Genomic DNA, 18,130 nt, shown 5'->3' with positions numbered 1-18,130 from the left:
ACGTTTCCGCGTATCGAATAACATCATGAATTTAAAAAATAAAATTAAAAATTAATTTCTTAACTGACTGGCATTAATCTTAAAGTGACTTTTTAAAGACCAAGGAATTACGTTGATAGTTATATAGGGCCTGACGTGTATTCGGCAGATCATCGACACTGGCAGGTTCAAAACCATGTTCCACAAACCAATGCGCGGTACGTGTGGTCAACACAAACAGTTGCTGAATGCCTAAGCCTTTCGCCTTATCTTCCAAATAATGCAAAATTTGGCTGCCCCGATTGGATTTTCGATAGCTTGGATCGACTGCGACACAGGCAATTTCAGCCGACTGAATTTCATTGGTCGCCGTGGGAATGGGGTAAAGCGCTGCACAGGCTAAAATCATGCCATCCCGTTCAATCACCGCGAATTGCTCAATTTCACTTTCGAGTCGTTCACGTGAGCGATAAACCAAAATTCCTTCAGCTTCGAGTGGACGCAGTAAATTCATCAAGCCGCCAACATCTTGAATAGTGGCGGTGCGAACTTCTTCATAATGTGCATCGGTCATCATGGTGCCTGAACCATCGCGGGTGAAAAGTTCTTCCAGTAGTGCACCATCGTAAGTATAGGAAATTAGATGAACGCGATTGACCCCTTGAAGGGAAGCATTTTTTGCCCCACGCAGCTGTAAGGCAATATCGGGATTGGAGTCTTGATATTGCAAGATATGTTGATCAAGCTGATGGGGTGGAATTTCACGTTGTAATTGCCCCAATTCATTGAACAAACCTTGTTGTTTACCCAAGAAAATCAGCTTGTCTGCTTTCAGTAATATTGCGGTATTGGTTGCCACTTCTTCTGCGACCAAGTTAAACACTTCACCGGTATTGGAATACCCCGTTGGGCCGAGCAAGACAATATTATGATTTTTAAGATGGCGTTGAATGGCGTGGGTATCTACAGTGCGCAGTTCACCCGTCAGTTGAAAGTCAATGCCATCACGAATGCCATACGGTTTGGCGGTGACAAAATTGCCAGAGATCACATCAATACGTGCGCCATACATGGGTGAATTGGCCAGCCCCATAGACAGTAAGGCTTCAATTTGCAAGCGAATAGAACCGACTGCATTCATCACACAACTTAAAGATTCGCGTGTGGTAATGCGGCGGTGTTTATGAAATGGCGTTTCAATACCACTGGCTTTTAAATTTTGATTGATTTGCGAACGTGCACCATGCACTAAAATCAGGTGAATGCCTAAAGAATGCAGCAGGGCAATGTCATGAATAATATGTTGGAAATTTTCATGTTGTACCGCTTCACCATCAAACATAATGACAAAGGTTTTATTCCGATGAGCATTGATATAAGGCGCAGAATGTCGAAACCAATGCACATATTGCAAAGTTGTGCTTTGTGATGTTTCAGAGGAATTCGCGTGCATACCTATCTCAAATGAAGAATAAAATCCTATGCATGATTCTAATCAAAAAAAAGCGGAGCGGAACAATAAAATAAAAAAAACACCTTAACTGGCGTTAAAGTGTTTTTCAGCGCGGGCAAATTTAAATAACAAGTGTGAAAAATAAATGCCTTAGTTTTGAATACGAAGAATACGATTGTTACGTTCATTCACTAAAACATAATCACTGTTTATTTTATACCATTGTTGATAACGACCTGTTTTAGCTAAGCGGCGTGCTTCACGGTCACTGACTTGAAAACGTGAGCTGCTGTATTGACGCGGTAGGGTTTGACCCACACGCCAGTCACGGCTTGGGTTAACACGCTTATTGTCATAACGATCGTGGTCATAATGGTTGTTGTTATTGTTCCAACGACTGTCTTGAGTCTGGTTGTTATAGCGTTGCTGATCGTCATAACGATGATCCGATGCCGCCATTGCAGAAGTTGCCATCAATGCAGATAAAGACAGTGCAATTGTAGTGATGATTTTTTTCATTTCTTTCACCTTATTTCAAATAGAATGTTTATTTCGATAAAGCAAAAATAACGAAAAAGTTGAGATAAAAGATGAGAGCTGTATAGTTGAATTGTGAAATTCATGGAGAAAAAAAGAAGATTGTAAAACGCTGTAAAACCTACAGAGCAAGGCTTCGCGCTAAAATAAACAAAATAAAAGACATAAAAAAAGCCCAAACTTTCATTTGAGCTGAGTGTATTTAGAATTAAAGGTTAGAAGCCTTGAATACGCAGAATATTATTGCTGTCGGTATCGACTAAAATATAATCGTTATTAATTTTGTACCACTGTTGATTACGCGACGGTTTGGGTAAGTCATGCTCTTTATAATCGACTTTATAACCATTACCACGATAATGCTGTGGCATCACATAACCCGTTTGCCATTTATGTTGCTGTAGCCGTTTTACGCCACGTTCTTCGCGAACCCGACGTTTATCTTGCATGCGCTCATCGTCATCATTGTCACGAAAGTCGCGACCTTTATTATCAGACTGATGACGTGGTTGATCCCAATCACGGTCGTTATCGTGAGGTGCAGCAGTGGTTACACTGTTTGCCATCAATGCACTGAAAGAAATTGCCAAAATTGTCAAAATCTTTTTCATGTTGAACCCTCATAAAAAAAGTATTAATTTCACTGACACTAATGTACGAAATAATTGCAGAGAAACTGTGAAGATCAATCACTCATTTATTAAAAAATGCAGAGACAATCAGGAGATTCTGCATCCATAGTGCATGATTTAAAAATTTGAAGACATTTTATTGTCCATATTAAAGACTATAAAAACAGGATATTGATTAAAAAAATCTATCCAATTTTGGGTATTCATTTTATGGCTTCAAACGGCTGCTGTCAAAATGCGGTAACGCTCTATTGCAACTGTTCAGTCCAGCAGATTTTAGTTCCATTGTTCTGCTAAGTCTTGTAAGGAGCGGATGGCTTCAGCAATACTTTCTGCTTGCTTGGCATCATTGAGCCCAATAATTAAGGCTGTTGAAAGTTGTAAGTTTTCAATCGAGCGAATGGTATCCATTTTATGTTTTGGGTCAGCCATTTTAGATTCCTCAAATGTGGTGTTTTACGATGAGGATCAGCATAGCCAGATGAGTTTAATTTGGAAAACCGTATATTTTTATAAAATCTATTTGAAAATACGATTAAAAGTCATGTTTATGCAACATACGGTGAAATGCTTTAAAAAATAGCCATAAAAAAGGAAGCAGAAACGGCTTCCTTTTTAGTTTAAAGCTTAGTCCTGTGCATCAATACTTTCACCATTCATCTCTAAGCTGTCTTCACCCATTAAATATAGGTAAGCCGGCATAATCATTTCAGGTGTGGCTAAGGTTTTTGGATCTTCATCTGGATAGGCTTTAGCACGCATGGCTGTACGGGTCGCCCCCGGATTAATACAGTTGAAACGTACATTAGGGTAGACATTTTCTTTAGCAAAAATCTGGTTAACTGCTTCAATCGCAATTTTGGATACCGAGTATGCACCCCAACGCTCACGTGCTTCGCGACCAACGCCTGAACTGGCAAAAACCACAGAGGCATGATCTGATTTGTTGAGTAGCGGCAACAGTTCTTGGGTCAAAATAAAAGGTGCACGTAGATTCACCGCCATCACATCATCCCAAACATCAATTGGGTAATGGGCGAGTTCTGTGCGTTCACCCAGAATACCGGCATTATGCAAAATGCCATCTAGACGACCAAATTGTTTTTCTAAAGTATCGACCAGTAATTCATAATCTCGAGGAGAGGCACTGGAGAGTTGCAACGGTAGAATAGCCGGTTGTGGTGCACCTAAACTTTCAATTTCATCATAAATGACTTCAAGTTTATTTAAGGCACGTCCATGCAGTACCACTGTTGCACCGTGTAGTGCATAGCTGAGTGCTGCTGCACGACCAATACCATCGCCCGCACCTGTGATCAGGATAATGCGATCTTTTAACAGATCGGGGCGAGGTTGATATTCTGAATATTTCATTGCAGACTTCCTCGTTTATTGTATTTTTATATGTTTATGAAATAAGAGAATGATGTTGTTGCTTGGGCGTGACCAATTGATGAATCACTTGTTGTAATTCAGCAACAGTATTTACTATACAATCCGCTTGCCATGCTGTTAAGTCATCTTTGTGCTGCAATGGTAAATAACCATAGGCCGCTAAGATGGTGTACATCTGGGCATTACGACCCGCATCGATATCACGAGGATGGTCACCGACATAAATACAATCTTCTGGCTGAATCTGAATGTGTTTCGCTGCCAGATACATCGGTTCAGGATCGGGTTTGGTCTTGCTGACATCTTCTGGACAGACCAAAACAGCACAGCGCTCGGTCAAATTCAGCGCTTTAAGTAAGGCTTCGCTTAACCAGCGTGGCTTATTGGTGACAATGCCCCACGGAATATTTTGGCTTTCTAAGGCTTCCAGCAATGGATATATGCCTTCAAACAAGTCAGTCTCTACCGCAATATCATCGCCATAGATATCTAAAAAACGTTGTCGATGAGCGAGAAAAACTGGATCTTTAACATCCAATTCTGGGTAAACCAATTTCACCATGGCACGTGCGCCTTCCGACACTTGGGTGCGAATCAAATCGGCAGCCACAATATCACATTGTTTATCGCGGCACATGTCCTGAATAATGCGAATAAAGTCAGCAGCAGTGTCAATGAGTGTACCATCTAGGTCAAACAGAACTGCTTTCATTCGGCACCTGCTTTTACGGTATAGACCATATAGTTCACGTCAACATTCGGGGCTAACCAATAACGCTTCGTGAGCGGATTGAAATGTAATCCTGTCATGTCTTTGAGGGTTAAACCAGCACTACGAATATCATGTGCCAGTTCAGACGGTTTAATAAATTTATGATAATCGTGGGTGCCTTTTGCCAGCATGCGTAACACATATTCCGCACCAATAATGGCGAATAAATATGATTTTGGATTACGGTTAATGGTCGAAAAGAACACATGACCACCCGGTTTGACCAGTGTTTGGCAAGCTTGAATAATTGATGCAGGATCGGGTACATGCTCCAGCATTTCCATACACGTCACCACGTCATATTGTCCCGCTTGTTCTTGGGCTAATTCTTCTACCGGAACTTGACGATATTCAATATTGCTCACACCTTCTTGTTCGGCATGAATACGTGCGACATTTAATGGGGCTACACCCATGTCGATACCCAAAACCTGAGCGCCACGACGTGCCATACTTTCAGATAAAATACCGCCACCACAGCCCACATCAAGTACTTTTTTACCTGCAATGCCACCTGAATGTTCATCAATCCAATTTAAGCGTAAAGGGTTAATTTGATGCAGTGGACGGAACTCAGAATGCTGATCCCACCATATGGCTGCGAATGCTTCAAATTTGGCAATTTCTTGTGGATCAACATTCAATTGCGACATCGGTGTCACCTCAATCAAGTCGTTATAATTTAAAAAATCTCATCTGCATTAGTGTAGCGTTAATTCTAAAAAAAGCGATAAAAGCTGTAAAAAAGTTCACAGAATGAAAACGAATTCGGGATAATTGATTTATAGTGATCGTATAAACTCATCATAATGATTTAGAGGACAATAAGGTCAATGAAACAATTCCTTTTCAGTAGTGTTGCTACTGCTATTTTTGCCTTTTCAGGCACGGCAATGGCTGCCAATTTTGTTGCGGGTAAAGATTACACCGTCGTTGCTAATCCCGGTACAGTTCAGGTTCCAGGGAAAATTGAAGTCCGTGAGTTCTTTTGGTATGGCTGCCCACACTGCTTTAAATTAGAACCACATATGCAGACTTGGCTCAGAAATATTCCGAAAGATGTCAATTTTATCCGTACACCGGCTTCAATGAACCCATTGTGGGAGCAAGGCGCGCGTGGTTATTATGTTTCAGAAGCTTTAGGCATCCGTAAAAAAACTCATCTTCCACTGTTCCATGCGATTCATGAGGGTGGTCAACAAATTTTCGATCAAAAATCACAAGCCAAATTTTTTGTGAAATATGGTGTACCTGAAGCCAAATTTAACAGCATGTTTAATTCATTTGCGATTACCTCAAAAGTGGCTCAGGCAAATAAATTGGCACAGCAATACCAATTGACAGGCGTGCCTGCAATTGTGGTGAATGGTAAATATGTGGTGCAAGGTGAAGACGGTAAAGTAACGCAAGTGGTGAGCTACTTGGTGGAAAAAGAACGTAAAGCAAAATAATTTTTTTGTATAAAAGCCCGCAATTCATTTCTGCGGGTTTTTTTATGTCTAATCGTTCAGCGGCTAGGTGACGCTGCTGTTGTGGTTTGTGCCATATCCCAATTCGAAATACCCCGAAAAATTAAGTGAACTTGGGTAATGGTCTGTAGCTTGAATTGTTTTTGTTGTTCTAGGCGTGCTTGGTCTTGAAATTGACGACTCATGTTCATCCAAGTCATGGCCCAAGTAAAGGATAAATTAATTAAAATATTGGCAAGGACTTGTAAGTCTTGTGCATTGCGAATGTGTTTGACCGTTTCCATTTGCGCTAAATCATTGGCCAAATCTTCAATTAAAAAATTAATTTCACGTGCAATCGCATGTCGAATCACTTCCGAGCCTCCCCAACGCTCTGCAATCAAAAACACCCAAGGCTCAGGATTATGTTCAACGGCTTGGAAAAACAGATCTAAGCTAATTTTTGTTTTGGTATTGGGTTGATAAATATAGGCCTGCCCCAGTTGATGCAAAATGCCTTTTAAATGCAGCGCAACTTGATCCACCAACTCTAGCCCAAGCTCATTCATGTCTTGAAAATGACGATAAAAAGCCGTCGGTACTAAACCGACATGGCGTGCGATTTCACGCAAACTAATGCTACTGAAAGAACGTCCAGACGTGCTTAAAGCAAGTGCAGCATCCAAAAGTGCTTGGCGGCTTTGTTGTTTGCGCTCATCCCGTATCGACATTCGACTACCCTAAAAAGATCCTGAGCGAAGTCTATCAAAAAAATGCAGATTAAACGACGAATGTCAGTGAACAGGTGTTGACTGAATGAAAAAATAATTATAGTGTACAAGTGTTCACTATAAGAACATCTGTTCACTCAAATAAATAACCAGCAATAAAAGAGGAACGTCATATGAGTCATGTGATGCAGTATCAGCCGCAATGGATTCGAGAAGATTTCGTCGATTTTATTGCTGAAAAAATAAATCCACTGTGGGCGTGGAAAAAAGTGAAAGCCACGATTGTCGATATTCAAGCCATTGCGCCTGATTTTTATCAAATTCAGTTGCAACCGAATCATAACTTCCAAGCCGAGGCTTTTTCTGCTGGGCAAAGTATTTTAGTGACCGTGCTGATTGCAGGTGTGCGTCAGCAACGACATTATTCGATTGTGAAAATCACCAACACTGGCAACATCATCATTGCAGTGAAACGTCAGGGTAAAGTATCGAATGCATTAAGCCATTTGAGCAGCGGCAGTGTGGTGGAAGTTTCACAGGCTCAAGGGGATTTCAATTTAAACCCATCACAAGAGTCTATTTTATTGCTGGCTTCAGGCAGCGGCATCACTGCAATTTATGCACTGCTACAACAAGCACTCACGCAAAAAATTAGCCAGATTGACCTGATTTATTTTAGCCGTGATGAGGCTTTTCATGCCGAACTGTTGCAACTGACAGAGCAATATCCACAGTTGCACTATCATTATTTTAATACTGTGGCACAGCAGCAACATTTAACTTTGCAATTGCTGGAACGTACGGTGGCAGATTTCGGGCAACGCCTAAGTTATGCCTGTGGTGCTGCGGGCATGATGCAAAGCCTGAATCAAATTTATCAACAGTTGGGCATTGCTCAGCAGTTGAAACAAGAATATTTCCAAGTGTTTGTTGATGAAACAGCTTCTGTACAACCGGTGGTGTTTTTACGTGCGCAACAACAGTTTGAGGCCAAGAGTAATTTACTGGACAGTGCTGAACAGGCGGGTTTAAGACCCGCGCATGGTTGTCGTATGGGCATTTGTAATACCTGTACCTGTACCAAAGTCAGTGGTTCAACCAAAAACTTATTAACCGGTGAAATTGACCACGATAGCAATACCCAAATTAAATTGTGTATTAGCCAAGCGGTGAGTCCGGTGGTGATTAATCTTTAACAATATATTGTGCTTATTTTGGCTGAGGAGAAAAACAATGAATATGTCAGTTAAATTTACCGAAACGAGTAAATCGAAACATTTAAATGCGGAACAAATGGCAGCATTTGGTCAACAAGTCGATGCCATCCGCCGTGAAATTATGGACAGTATTGGCGAGCAAGATGCCCAATACATTTATAAAATTCGTAATTTTGTTCGTTATAGTGAAATCGCATCACGCGGCATGTTGATGTTCGGTGGCTGGATTCCGCCCATTTGGTTGTTGGGTACAGGTTTATTGGGTATTTCTAAAATTGTGGAAAATATGGAGTTGGGGCATAACGTGATGCATGGTCAATTCGACTGGCTCAATGACCCCAGTTTAAATGGTGCCAATTATGATTGGGATACCATGGCCACAGGGGATGATTGGAAATATACGCATAATTATATTCATCATACTTATACCAATATTATCGGCAAAGACCACGATGTTGGCTATGGTTTGCTGCGTGTCAGCGAGTCACAAAAATGGGAACCGCGCTTTTTATTCAATATTCCTTTAGCCATTCAATTGATGGTGTTTTTTGAATGGTATGTCGGCTTGCAAAATTTGCATATCGAAGATGTCGTGGCTTATAAAACCAAAACATGGAAAGAAGTCTGGAACGATTCAGCGAAATTCCGCAAGAAAGCAGTACGTCAGGTCACCAAAGATTATGTATTTTTTCCGCTGATTGCAGGACCCAATGCCATTCCTGTGTTTGCGGGTAATGCTGTCGCCAATGTCATTCGTAGCTTATGGTCATCAGCGGTGATTTTTAACGGTCATTTCACTGAAGATGCAGAAACTTTTGAAGCAGACAATACTGAAAATGAGACCCGTGCAGAGTGGTATTTACGCCAAATTCGTGGCTCAAGTAATTTTACCGGAACCGAATGGTTGCATATTTTAAGTGGCAATTTAAGTCATCAAATTGAACACCATTTATTCCCAGACATGCCCGCGAATCGTTATGCAGAAGCAGCACCCAAAATTCGTGCCTTATGTGCAGAATATGGCATTCATTATAACGAAGCCAGTTTTATAAAACAGTTTGGCAGTGTCTGGGTACGTTTAGCCAAAGCTTCATTGCCGAATCACTGGTCGTCTAGCATTACCCAGTCTATGCAAAAGGTGAAAGGGCTGTTTGCCTGATTGAATGGCGTCGATGCTGAGTGACTGTCTAAATGTGGTCTGGCGGTCAGAGTTTTGGTATAGGCATAAGATAACTTGCATAAATCAAAAGATGTTCAAAATTCGCTTCTTTAAAATCAGCATGGCCTCATTTGAGTGCTTCAATTTTTATGCTTTTGCGTAGGCATTATCTCTACTTTTGAAAGGTCAAAAGTAGACAAAAACCTTTGTTTCCCATACACGACGTCCTTGTCGTGATGGGAAATGTGTGGCATCCATGCCACACTCATGAATCCAATATTTCCTAAAATTTGTTTTTAATTTTGGCTTGATGAAGACTTGTATTGATAAAAAAGGACTTATGAAAGAAGTCTAATTTTGATCGCGCAATGTGATTCAACCGCTGTATTGTGCTGAAGGAGTCTCTTTGTTCCTCAGCACAAGGTCTGCTTATTCCTTTTTTGTGGATTCAATCTTTATGATGTTGCTTAGAGGACGATATGCAAAAACCATCAAGTTGTAGCAAAATCATCTGATCTGCTTCTGTTATACTAAGCCGCAATGAATTTTAGCCCCAATAAGGACCCATTATGCGTATCGACCAACGTACATTAGATCAATTACGTGATGTAAAAATTACCCGTAACTATACGCGTTATGCGGAAGGTTCAGTATTGATTGAATTTGGTCATACTAAAGTTCTTTGTACGGCCAGTATTGACAATTCAGTGCCACGTTTCCTTAAAGGTAAGGGACAGGGTTGGGTGACAGCAGAATACGGTATGTTGCCACGTTCGACCCATACCCGTAGCGACCGTGAAGCGGCACGTGGTAAACAAAGTGGTCGTACGCAAGAAATCCAGCGTTTGATTGGTCGTAGCTTACGTGCCATGGTTGATTTAAAAAAACTGGGTGAAAATACCATTACCATTGACTGTGATGTGCTTCAAGCCGATGGCGGTACACGTACTGCTGCAATTACTGGTGCAGCAGTGGCGTTAATTGATGCCATGAATGTTTTGCTTGAAAAGAAAAAAATTAAACAAGATCCTTTAAAAGGCTTGGTTGCTGCCATTTCTGTGGGCATGTACAAAGACCAAGCATTATTGGATCTTTGCTATGAAGAAGACTCAAGTTGTCAAACCGACTTAAACGTGGTGATGACCCAAGCGGGTGAGTTTATTGAATTTCAAGGCACTGCCGAAGAAAAACCATTTACCCGTGCGCAGTGCAATGAAATGCTTGAGTTGGCTGAAAAAGGCATTCAAGAGTTAATTAAAAAACAACAAGAAGCTTTAGGCTGGTAAGTTGTTAATTTCAAAAATGCACGTTTAGCTGTATTTTAGACAAAGAACAAAACCCCATCACAGAATTCTGGATGGGGTTTTGTTTGCTCTGTGCTTTCTTTAAAAAAATTAAAAATAAAAACAGTCAGATACAAAAAGGGTGCAATTGCTGCACCCTTTTAAACATTTGCTTAATATGACCTTCATATTTGTTGTTTAGACTCAGCTTTTCGCTTTCAGGAGTCTTAAGATGTTGAATATCTTGATCATCGTTATTTCTATGGTAACGCTGGCATTGATGACCTGTGATCCAAGAGCATCCGCACAAAAGACCCAGCAATCGGCTTGGCAGCAAACATCGACTGAAATTCAAGATTTAGCTGCTAAAGCAGAATTAGCCTCTAAAGTAAAAAATAAGACTGAGCAAACTTAAGCATTAAAACGCATGGATAAATCGACCGCTGTTACATCTTTGGTTAAAACACCCATCGAAATATAATCCACGCCAGTGGTTGCCACTTCACGCAAATTTTCAATGGTAATGTTGCCTGACGCTTCTAATTTACAACGACCAGCCACATGTTGAACCGCATCAATCATTTGTTGCTGACTAAAATTATCCAGCATTACAATATCGGCATGCGCTTCTAAAGCTTGATTCAGTTCATCCCACGTTTCCACTTCCACTTCAACGGGTTTACCTGGGGCAATCTGACGCGCTTTGGCAATGGCTTGTGCAATGCCGCCTGCCGCCATAATGTGGTTTTCTTTAATTAAAAAGGCATCAAATAAACCTAAACGATGGTTTTGTCCACCACCAATCGCCACGGCATATTTTTGTGCAATACGTAAGCCCGGCAGAGTTTTACGGGTATCTAATAATTTAGTGTTTAAACCATCAAGTTGTTTGACATATTCAGCTGTTTTTGTCGCAACTGCCGATAGGGTTTGCACAAAGTTCAATGCAGGACGTTCAACCGTCAATAAGCTGCGTGCTGAACCGGCTAATTTTAAAAAAGCTTCATTGGCTTGAACACGGTCGCCATCATTTTTAAGCCATGTCACTTGTACATTGGCATCATAGGCTTGAATTAACGCATTCACCCAGGGTTGCCCAGCCAATACCATTTCTTCACGGCTAATAATGGTCGCTGTGGCTTGCTCATCTTCAGGAGTTAATAAAGCGGTGAGATCACCCTCACCAATATCTTCTTGTAAGGCGTGTTGAATATTGATTTGAATCGATTGTTCAAGCAGCGATGGAGAGATGCTCATAAGTATTTCCGTATCTTTTTTAACCCATGAAAATTGCGCGTTATATTAGCATTGTTCATTTAAAAGAAATGTTTTTTCAATGGATTTTATCTTTGTAATTTCAGATTTTAAGCTTAAAGTTTAAGGATTGCGCTAAAATCAGCGGCTTAAACCCACACGACTCAGGATAGGAATATGCAACACGCGCCGTCTTTTCAGGTCATCGATGGTCAGTTAATCGGTGCAAGGCAAATCGCATCCCCGAATTATAATCAACGTCCTGAACAGACCGAAATTCAATTGCTTGTGGTGCATAATATTAGTTTGCCACCCTCGCAGTTTGGTGGGGGCTATATTGAACAATTTTTTCAAAATCAGCTCGATTGGTCTGTGCATCCTTATTTTCAAACCATTGAAGGGATGCAGGTTTCTACTCACCTGTTAATTTTGCGAACGGGTGAGGTTCTGCAATTCGTCAATTTTAACGACCGTGCTTGGCACGCGGGGCGTTCAACTTATTTAGCCAAAAAAGAATGTAATGATTATTCGATCGGCATTGAACTCGAAGGCAGTGATGACACGCCTTTTGAAGATATTCAGTACACGGTTTTAGCTGAAGTGATTCGCCTATTGCAGGCAGCATACCCCAAGATATTACAGCATTTGGCAGGGCATTCAGACATTGCACCGGGACGTAAAACCGATCCGGGGCCATTTTTTGATTGGGCAAAAACCAGAGCGTTAATACAACAAGCGAAAGCAGATCAATAACAACTCGAGTTTATGATTTAACAACGAAATTCCTCTGGAGTTTCTTTACAATAGCGACTTATTTTAGTACTAGGTGGAAACGATGGCGCTTTGGCGATCGACCTTTATTGTTAGTGCAATGACGATGTTGTCTCGGGTTTTGGGTTTAGTCCGAGATATCGTTTTGCTAAATGTATTTGGTGCAGGTAAAGATTTCGATACCTTTGTGGTGGCCTTTCGTATTCCGAATTTCTTTCGGCGGCTCTTTGCCGAAGGGGCATTTTCACAAGCTTTTATTCCGATTTTAACCGAATATAAAAGCACGAAAACCCATGCCGAAGTGCAAATTTTGATTAGTCGAGTGTTTGGTTGCTTAGCAACCTTCATGACGGCTTTGACGTTTATTGCGATGATTGCTGCACCTGCAATCTTGTATATCTATGCACCGGGTTTCCATGATGACCCTGAAAAATTTGCTTTAGCCACGGACATGTTCCGCCTGACTATTCCCTATTTACTGTTTATGTCATTGACTGCTTTTGCCAGTAGTATTCTCAATAGTTACGGTTCATTTTCGACACCTGCGTTTGCACCCGTTTTATTAAATATCACCATGATTGCAGCTGCATGGTGGTTAACGCCGTATATGGCTGAACCGATTATGGCTTTGGGGTGGGCGGTCGTGGTTGCAGGTGTGCTGCAACTGGCGATTCAAATCCCTGAGTTATGGCATAAAAAACTGCTGATACCACCTAAAGTCGATTTTAAACACGAAGGTGTCGATCGCATCATGAAATTGATGCTTCCTGCATTATTTGGTGTGTCGGTGACGCAAATTAATTTGCTGTTGAACACCATCTGGGCATCATTTATGCAAGATGGTTCAGTTTCATGGTTATACAGTGCAGAGCGTATGACTGAACTACCTTTAGGCTTAATTGGCGTTGCCATTGGTACGGTGATTTTACCGTCTCTGTCGGCACGTCATGCCGAGCAAGATCAGGTCAAGTTCCGTGGCATGATTGATTGGGCTGCAAAAGTCGTGATGTTGGTGGGTATTCCTGCCAGTATTGCTTTATTTATGCTATCGACCCCGATTATTCAAGCATTGTTCCAACGCGGTCAGTTCACCCTAGAAGATACACAAATGACGGCACTGGCATTGCAATGTATGAGTGCTGGGGTGATTTCCTTTATGTTGATTAAAGTCTTTGCGCCTGGTTTTTATGCACAACAAGACACCAAAACCCCTGTCCGTGTGGGCTTAATGGCTGTGGCCGCGAATGCGATTTTAAACGTCGTTTTTATTGGTTTCTTTAAGTTAATTGATTGGCAAGCAGAGCACATGGCATTGGCATTGGCATCTTCAGGTTCTGCCTTGGTCAATGCAGGAATGTTGTATTTCTATCTGCATAAACGGGATATTTTCCGTTTTGGCGCACACTGGAAAAAACTGTTTCTTCAGTTTGCTATTGCCAATATCAGCATGATTGCGGTGCTTTGGTATGCCCTGACTTGGTATAATGGCGAGCTATCACAATGGATTCGTATCTTTGAAGTGATCGGGCTGTGTGTGGTGGGTGTATTGGCTTATAGTATTGGTTTAATTGCAACAGGTTTTAGACCACGCCATTTAAAACACTAGGCGATCGTTAAAAATATAGCCTTTAGCTTAGAAAAATGAGTCTTGATTTGAAGTTAATGGACAGAAAACGTATGTTTCATCAATTAACTTCAAATTTTTTATAAAATGGTATTAATAAAATTTACCGATGAAAAAAGAGCCTTAAAATAGACTCTTTTAACGATGTTTACTTCCTCAGTTTCTATTTACATGTAGGGGATCGTTATACTTTGCCTCGAGATAGGAAACCGATAATCGCTAAAATCACTGCGATCACCAGTAAAATAATCGCAAAGTCCTTTGATAAGCCTGCGACACCACCGAAGCCGAGTAAACTGGCGATCAGTGCAATCACTGCAAAAATAATTGCCCAACGAAACATAAGCTTTCTCCATGCGTTGTTATTTTCAAAGTAGATTCAGTATAGGGCTTAGAAATTTCGAAGATTGTTATGCTTCTGTTTATAAAGTGTTCAATTAAGTGGTAAGTATATGATTAAAAGTAAAAATAAGATTACATACATCATGAACTTGAACACGTTATAATAAGCAATATTCTTTATTTTTTCACTTTTATGATCGAGCAATTACGTCCGCAATTCTGGAAAAAATACCCTTTAGCTGAACTGAATCGTGCTGAATGGGAGGCATTATGTGATGGCTGTGGTTTATGTTGTTTAATCAAATTGGAAGATGAAGAACTGCAAGAGGTGGCCTATACCAAAGTGGCCTGTAAACTTTTAGATTGCAAAACGGCACAGTGTAGTAATTATGCGCAGCGCCTTGATTTTGTCCCTGATTGTATTCAATTAACCCCAGAGAAATTAGCGACCATTCATTGGCTGCCAGCAAGTTGTGCCTATCGTCGTTTAAAAGAACAGAAAAAATTACCGTCTTGGCATTATTTAAATACCGGTACACGTAGCAGTGTGATCCAAGCCAGAAAATCGGCAGCAGGTCGTTGTATTTCCGAAGTTGAAGTCGATGAAGATGAGATTGAAGATTATATCGTGCGTTGGGTACGCTAGTCGGATGAATTTAATAATTCAAAAAAAGCGGCTTCCGAGATCACGTTAAAACCATGTTGTCTTAATAGGGCCGTTGTTACGCCCATCGCACTGATTTTTTGATTGGAAAAAGTGCCGTCATAAATAGAGTTACTTCCACAGGAAGGGCTATTTTCTTTTAGCACCACAGTAGATACATGATGCTGTTGCGCCAAAGCTAAGGTTTGATAAGCCCCTTCAATAAAAGCCTGCGTGACATTAACACCATCTAGATCGATGACTTGCGCACGACCTGCTAACACATCTTCTCCAGTACCCCAAAAAATTTCTGCGGGTTTACGTGGAATGGAGAGTCCTGCTAAAACTTCAGGACAGGCCGTGATGACTTGTTTTAGTTGAATGAGTTGTTGAATTTGCTCATACACATATGATTTTCCATCATAACGTACCGCTTCACCTGCAAGACAAGCACTGATTAAATACATGGCGGCACCAAGGGTTTATCGGTCATATGGTCTGAATGGAATCAAGTTTTGTAATACAACAATGCGCTCAGACATTTACTGTGTCATAGATTGGCGCAGCGCTGAGTAGCAATTTAAGATCAAGAATCAGGCGCATCCACGGGCTGTAATAATGCTGTGATATGATCAAATGCCATCGGACGATGAAAATAAAAGCCTTGTCCAATATGACAATCACATGCTTTAAGTGCATCTAATTGTTCTAGATGTTCAATGCCTTCAACCAATATATTTAACGAAATGCTGGCACCTATTTGGCTAATGGCTTTGACAATTGCCATTGCGGAAGGATCATCATGCATATTTTCAATAAAGTTACGATCAATTTTAAGACAATCTACAGGATAATTTCTTAAGCGGGTTAAAGATGAATGTCCTGTACCAAAATCATCTAATGAAATGTGAATTCCCACTTTTTTTAATAATTTAAGGGCACGAATGACATAGTCTGAGCCACGTTCTGAAAGGCTTTGCTCGGTAATTTCGATTTCCACCATGTCATGTGGAATATTAAACTGTGCCAGTCGATTTAATAATGTTTCTGCATAATTATCTCTTAAGAATTCGACCGGTGCAGCATTAATTGAAATGGGTAAAAGCTGCATGCCTGAGTCTAGCCACTGCGTCATATCTTGAAAGACTTTTAATTGCATAATTTCACTGATGCGCGTCGCCAGTTCATAATCTTGAAAAGATGAAAAAATATGCGAGGGCAGTTGGATACAACCTTCTTTATCGTACCATCGCAGCAAAGCCTCAAAGCCAATCACTTTCGCATCAGCCAGACGGACTTTAGGCTGATAGAAAGGGATAATTTTATCATTTTGAATGATTGCTCGAGCAAGGGCCAATTGTTTGGTGGCGACCTCGATGGCTTTAAACATGGTGCTTTTAAACATACGAATGCCACCACGGCCACTGATTTTAAGATCATTCAAGGCGACATCTGCACATTGCAGTAAAGTTGAGCTATTTTGTGCATCGCGAGGATAAATGGCACAGCCAGTACTCATGCCACCATTGATATATTGTCCTGCATAACAAATCGGGATATCCAGTTGTAAGCGAGCTGTTTTGGCAATTTGTAATAATTCAAATTCATCAGTCAAATTGGGGATAATAATCGCAAATTCATCACCGCCTAATCGTGCAACCACGACCCCACTTTTAAAACAACCACTTAAACGTTGACCTAAAATCTGAAGTAAATAATCTCCAGCAATATGACCGAGAGTGTCATTGATATGTTTGAAATAATCCAAATCAATCAGTAAAAAGCCGACCGATTGCTGCTGCTGACGTGCATTTTGAATGGTTTTTTTAAAGATTTTATTAAATGCCCGACGATTATATAAACCCGTTAATTCATCTAATTCAATGACTTGTTTTAGTTTTTTTTCAGCCATTTTTTGTGGGCTGATATCACGAGAAACACAGAGGATGTTCTGGAGTAGACCTACATCATCCAGTATAGGGTTTAAAGTATGCTCCCAATACTGCGCTGGTTGACCTGCAATAGTCATCACCCCATCAAAATGTGCATTTTCTCCTTTGATGGCATGATTGAACGCATGTTGTCCTGAATTTCGCATGGATTCAGGTAATAAGTTTAACCAAGACATGCCGAATTTTTTTGCATTTACGGATACACCAAGCGCAAGACAAGCTGAGCGATTCATATCGCTGACCCGACCATCTGCTGTTAACATTGTAATGCCATCTAGACTTGCATCTAACATTTGGCTTTGTACGGTGACTTGGTGAGTCAATTCAAGTTGTTTTAAATAATGCTCATGCATATCACTTACGGTGACCATCCAAGCAAAATTATTTAAATTTTCAGGGTAATGCTGTACGGAAATCAAACAAAATCGATATCCTTTTTGCGCATGCTTAATCCGACATTCTTTTGCAAAATCTTGTTGTGTGATTAATGCTTGTTGCCATAAAACAATGAAGTGTTCAAAATCTTCAGGATGAATAAAGTTTTGCCAAAAAATTATCTCATGTTGCTTGAGATTTTTACCAAGATATTGGCATATTGCTTGATTATAATAATACTGATTTTGTTTGCTTTTCACCCAAATCGGTTGGGGTAATTCATCTAATAAGGCTTGGGACATTAAAGTTTCTGTAGGTAATTGCACATTACTTACTTCATTGATATGGTCAAGCTGAATATTAAACTCCTGTCTAAGAGGTACTAGCTTGCTTTTGAAAGTATATTTCATACAGCCTACCCATTTAAAAACGACCATAATAATGAGAAAAATGTGATGCTATTCACATAATAATTATACACTTTTTTGATAAAAAGGAGAATTATTAATCTATAGTCACAGTAAATATGCTTTATTTTATTTCAATGCAGATTCAAATAATCA

At 40.4% G+C, this 18,130-nt stretch carries 20 protein-coding genes; 8 read left to right on the top strand and 12 right to left on the bottom strand.

The window, feature by feature from the left end; translation table 11 throughout:
- Window positions 1–79 precede the first annotated feature (79 nt).
- From argA to ubiG, 7 genes are all read right to left on the bottom strand, one after another.
- Window positions 80–1,432 (bottom strand): amino-acid N-acetyltransferase, encoded by a 1,353-nt coding sequence (gene argA, locus B9T24_RS08600; RefSeq protein WP_086165391.1) that lies wholly within the window; start codon window positions 1,430–1,432, stop codon window positions 80–82.
- Between the two features lie 150 nt (window positions 1,433–1,582).
- The gene (locus tag B9T24_RS08595; RefSeq protein ID WP_086165390.1) at window positions 1,583–1,951 is read right to left on the bottom strand and encodes an RcnB family protein; all 369 of its coding nucleotides are present in this window, start codon (window positions 1,949–1,951) and stop codon (window positions 1,583–1,585) included.
- 233 nt (window positions 1,952–2,184) lie between these two features.
- The gene (locus B9T24_RS08590; protein WP_086165389.1) at window positions 2,185–2,580 is read right to left on the bottom strand and encodes an RcnB family protein; all 396 of its coding nucleotides are present in this window, start codon (window positions 2,578–2,580) and stop codon (window positions 2,185–2,187) included.
- A gap of 297 nt (window positions 2,581–2,877) precedes the next feature.
- Window positions 2,878–3,033, bottom strand: coding sequence for a hypothetical protein (locus B9T24_RS16895; protein WP_171264875.1), 156 nt, complete (start codon window positions 3,031–3,033; stop codon window positions 2,878–2,880).
- A gap of 195 nt (window positions 3,034–3,228) precedes the next feature.
- Window positions 3,229–3,975: a YciK family oxidoreductase gene (locus B9T24_RS08585; protein WP_004650854.1), complete on the bottom strand. Its 747-nt coding sequence runs from the start codon at window positions 3,973–3,975 to the stop codon at window positions 3,229–3,231.
- Between the two features lie 34 nt (window positions 3,976–4,009).
- Entirely contained in the window at window positions 4,010–4,708 is a 699-nt protein-coding gene (locus B9T24_RS08580; RefSeq protein ID WP_086165388.1) for an HAD family hydrolase, read from the bottom strand.
- Entirely contained in the window at window positions 4,705–5,421 is a 717-nt protein-coding gene (gene ubiG, locus B9T24_RS08575; protein ID WP_086165387.1) for a bifunctional 2-polyprenyl-6-hydroxyphenol methylase/3-demethylubiquinol 3-O-methyltransferase UbiG, read from the bottom strand. The genes B9T24_RS08580 and ubiG overlap by 4 nt, the downstream gene beginning before the upstream one ends.
- A gap of 180 nt (window positions 5,422–5,601) precedes the next feature.
- Here ubiG and B9T24_RS08570 point away from each other — a divergent pair, with 180 nt between their 5' ends.
- Window positions 5,602–6,219, top strand: a complete 618-nt coding sequence (locus B9T24_RS08570) for a thiol:disulfide interchange protein DsbA/DsbL (protein WP_074946839.1) — start codon at window positions 5,602–5,604, stop codon at window positions 6,217–6,219.
- Between the two features lie 56 nt (window positions 6,220–6,275).
- Here the strand turns inward: B9T24_RS08570 and B9T24_RS08565 are convergent, their stop codons facing one another.
- The gene (locus tag B9T24_RS08565) at window positions 6,276–6,947 is read right to left on the bottom strand and encodes a TetR family transcriptional regulator (RefSeq protein WP_086165386.1); all 672 of its coding nucleotides are present in this window, start codon (window positions 6,945–6,947) and stop codon (window positions 6,276–6,278) included.
- Between the two features lie 173 nt (window positions 6,948–7,120).
- On the opposite strand from B9T24_RS08565, the gene B9T24_RS08560 reads away from it, so the two are divergent.
- The 4 genes from B9T24_RS08560 (at window position 7,121) to B9T24_RS08545 (ending at window position 11,021) form a co-directional block, all read left to right on the top strand.
- Window positions 7,121–8,143, top strand: a complete 1,023-nt coding sequence (locus B9T24_RS08560; protein WP_086165385.1) for a flavin reductase family protein — start codon at window positions 7,121–7,123, stop codon at window positions 8,141–8,143.
- 43 nt (window positions 8,144–8,186) lie between these two features.
- The gene (locus B9T24_RS08555; protein ID WP_171264878.1) at window positions 8,187–9,323 is read left to right on the top strand and encodes a fatty acid desaturase family protein; all 1,137 of its coding nucleotides are present in this window, start codon (window positions 8,187–8,189) and stop codon (window positions 9,321–9,323) included.
- Window positions 9,324–9,892: 569 nt separating this feature from the next.
- The gene (rph, locus tag B9T24_RS08550; protein WP_086165383.1) at window positions 9,893–10,609 is read left to right on the top strand and encodes a ribonuclease PH; all 717 of its coding nucleotides are present in this window, start codon (window positions 9,893–9,895) and stop codon (window positions 10,607–10,609) included.
- Between the two features lie 229 nt (window positions 10,610–10,838).
- Window positions 10,839–11,021 (top strand): hypothetical protein, encoded by a 183-nt coding sequence (locus B9T24_RS08545; protein WP_086165382.1) that lies wholly within the window; start codon window positions 10,839–10,841, stop codon window positions 11,019–11,021.
- Here the strand turns inward: B9T24_RS08545 and nadC are convergent.
- Complete coding sequence (gene nadC, locus B9T24_RS08540; protein WP_086165381.1) at window positions 11,018–11,863, bottom strand: carboxylating nicotinate-nucleotide diphosphorylase; 846 nt, start codon at window positions 11,861–11,863, stop codon at window positions 11,018–11,020. The genes B9T24_RS08545 and nadC overlap by 4 nt on opposite strands.
- A 174-nt stretch (window positions 11,864–12,037) precedes the next feature.
- Here nadC and ampD point away from each other — a divergent pair, with 174 nt between their 5' ends.
- A complete protein-coding gene (gene ampD / locus B9T24_RS08535) occupies window positions 12,038–12,613 on the top strand; it encodes a 1,6-anhydro-N-acetylmuramyl-L-alanine amidase AmpD (RefSeq protein WP_086165380.1) in 576 nt (191 codons plus the stop codon).
- Window positions 12,614–12,686: 73 nt separating this feature from the next.
- Window positions 12,687–14,237, top strand: a complete 1,551-nt coding sequence (murJ, locus tag B9T24_RS08530; protein WP_171264874.1) for a murein biosynthesis integral membrane protein MurJ — start codon at window positions 12,687–12,689, stop codon at window positions 14,235–14,237.
- 202 nt (window positions 14,238–14,439) lie between these two features.
- On the opposite strand, the gene B9T24_RS08525 is transcribed toward murJ, so the two are convergent.
- Entirely contained in the window at window positions 14,440–14,598 is a 159-nt protein-coding gene (locus tag B9T24_RS08525) for a DUF1328 domain-containing protein (protein ID WP_004650841.1), read from the bottom strand.
- Between the two features lie 192 nt (window positions 14,599–14,790).
- On the opposite strand from B9T24_RS08525, the gene B9T24_RS08520 reads away from it, so the two are divergent.
- Window positions 14,791–15,243, top strand: coding sequence for a YcgN family cysteine cluster protein (locus B9T24_RS08520; protein WP_004650840.1), 453 nt, complete (start codon window positions 14,791–14,793; stop codon window positions 15,241–15,243).
- Here B9T24_RS08520 and B9T24_RS08515 read toward each other — a convergent pair.
- The gene (locus B9T24_RS08515) at window positions 15,240–15,707 is read right to left on the bottom strand and encodes a DUF523 domain-containing protein (RefSeq protein WP_086165378.1); all 468 of its coding nucleotides are present in this window, start codon (window positions 15,705–15,707) and stop codon (window positions 15,240–15,242) included. The genes B9T24_RS08520 and B9T24_RS08515 overlap by 4 nt on opposite strands.
- Window positions 15,708–15,826: 119 nt before the next feature.
- A complete protein-coding gene (locus B9T24_RS08510) occupies window positions 15,827–17,977 on the bottom strand; it encodes a bifunctional diguanylate cyclase/phosphodiesterase (RefSeq protein WP_228145698.1) in 2,151 nt (716 codons plus the stop codon).
- Between the last annotated feature and the right edge of the window lie 153 nt (window positions 17,978–18,130).

Source organism: Acinetobacter sp. ANC 4654 (assembly GCF_002135425.1).
GTDB lineage: Bacteria > Pseudomonadota > Gammaproteobacteria > Pseudomonadales > Moraxellaceae > Acinetobacter > Acinetobacter kyonggiensis.
This window is presented reverse-complemented; position numbering and strand designations above follow the sequence as displayed.

Excerpts from the sequence above, each read along its gene's own strand:
- ubiG (WP_086165387.1), bottom strand. The coding sequence starts at position 5,421 with ATGTCGCAATTGAATGTTGATCCACAAGAAATTGCCAAATTTGAAGCA.
- argA (WP_086165391.1), bottom strand. The coding sequence starts at position 1,432 with ATGCACGCGAATTCCTCTGAAACATCACAAAGCACAACTTTGCAATAT.
- B9T24_RS08570 (WP_074946839.1), top strand. The coding sequence starts at position 5,602 with ATGAAACAATTCCTTTTCAGTAGTGTTGCTACTGCTATTTTTGCCTTT.
- B9T24_RS08515 (WP_086165378.1), bottom strand. The coding sequence starts at position 15,707 with ATGTATTTAATCAGTGCTTGTCTTGCAGGTGAAGCGGTACGTTATGAT.
- B9T24_RS08590 (WP_086165389.1), bottom strand. The coding sequence starts at position 2,580 with ATGAAAAAGATTTTGACAATTTTGGCAATTTCTTTCAGTGCATTGATG.
- B9T24_RS08595 (WP_086165390.1), bottom strand. The coding sequence starts at position 1,951 with ATGAAAAAAATCATCACTACAATTGCACTGTCTTTATCTGCATTGATG.
- B9T24_RS08565 (WP_086165386.1), bottom strand. The coding sequence starts at position 6,947 with ATGTCGATACGGGATGAGCGCAAACAACAAAGCCGCCAAGCACTTTTG.
- rph (WP_086165383.1), top strand. The coding sequence starts at position 9,893 with ATGCGTATCGACCAACGTACATTAGATCAATTACGTGATGTAAAAATT.
- B9T24_RS08580 (WP_086165388.1), bottom strand. The coding sequence starts at position 4,708 with ATGAAAGCAGTTCTGTTTGACCTAGATGGTACACTCATTGACACTGCT.
- B9T24_RS08520 (WP_004650840.1), top strand. The coding sequence starts at position 14,791 with ATGATCGAGCAATTACGTCCGCAATTCTGGAAAAAATACCCTTTAGCT.
- B9T24_RS08585 (WP_004650854.1), bottom strand. The coding sequence starts at position 3,975 with ATGAAATATTCAGAATATCAACCTCGCCCCGATCTGTTAAAAGATCGC.
- B9T24_RS08555 (WP_171264878.1), top strand. The coding sequence starts at position 8,187 with ATGTCAGTTAAATTTACCGAAACGAGTAAATCGAAACATTTAAATGCG.
- B9T24_RS08560 (WP_086165385.1), top strand. The coding sequence starts at position 7,121 with ATGAGTCATGTGATGCAGTATCAGCCGCAATGGATTCGAGAAGATTTC.
- ampD (WP_086165380.1), top strand. The coding sequence starts at position 12,038 with ATGCAACACGCGCCGTCTTTTCAGGTCATCGATGGTCAGTTAATCGGT.
- B9T24_RS16895 (WP_171264875.1), bottom strand. The coding sequence starts at position 3,033 with ATGGCTGACCCAAAACATAAAATGGATACCATTCGCTCGATTGAAAAC.
- B9T24_RS08525 (WP_004650841.1), bottom strand. The coding sequence starts at position 14,598 with ATGTTTCGTTGGGCAATTATTTTTGCAGTGATTGCACTGATCGCCAGT.
- B9T24_RS08510 (WP_228145698.1), bottom strand. The coding sequence starts at position 17,977 with ATGAAATATACTTTCAAAAGCAAGCTAGTACCTCTTAGACAGGAGTTT.
- nadC (WP_086165381.1), bottom strand. The coding sequence starts at position 11,863 with ATGAGCATCTCTCCATCGCTGCTTGAACAATCGATTCAAATCAATATT.
- B9T24_RS08545 (WP_086165382.1), top strand. The coding sequence starts at position 10,839 with ATGTTGAATATCTTGATCATCGTTATTTCTATGGTAACGCTGGCATTG.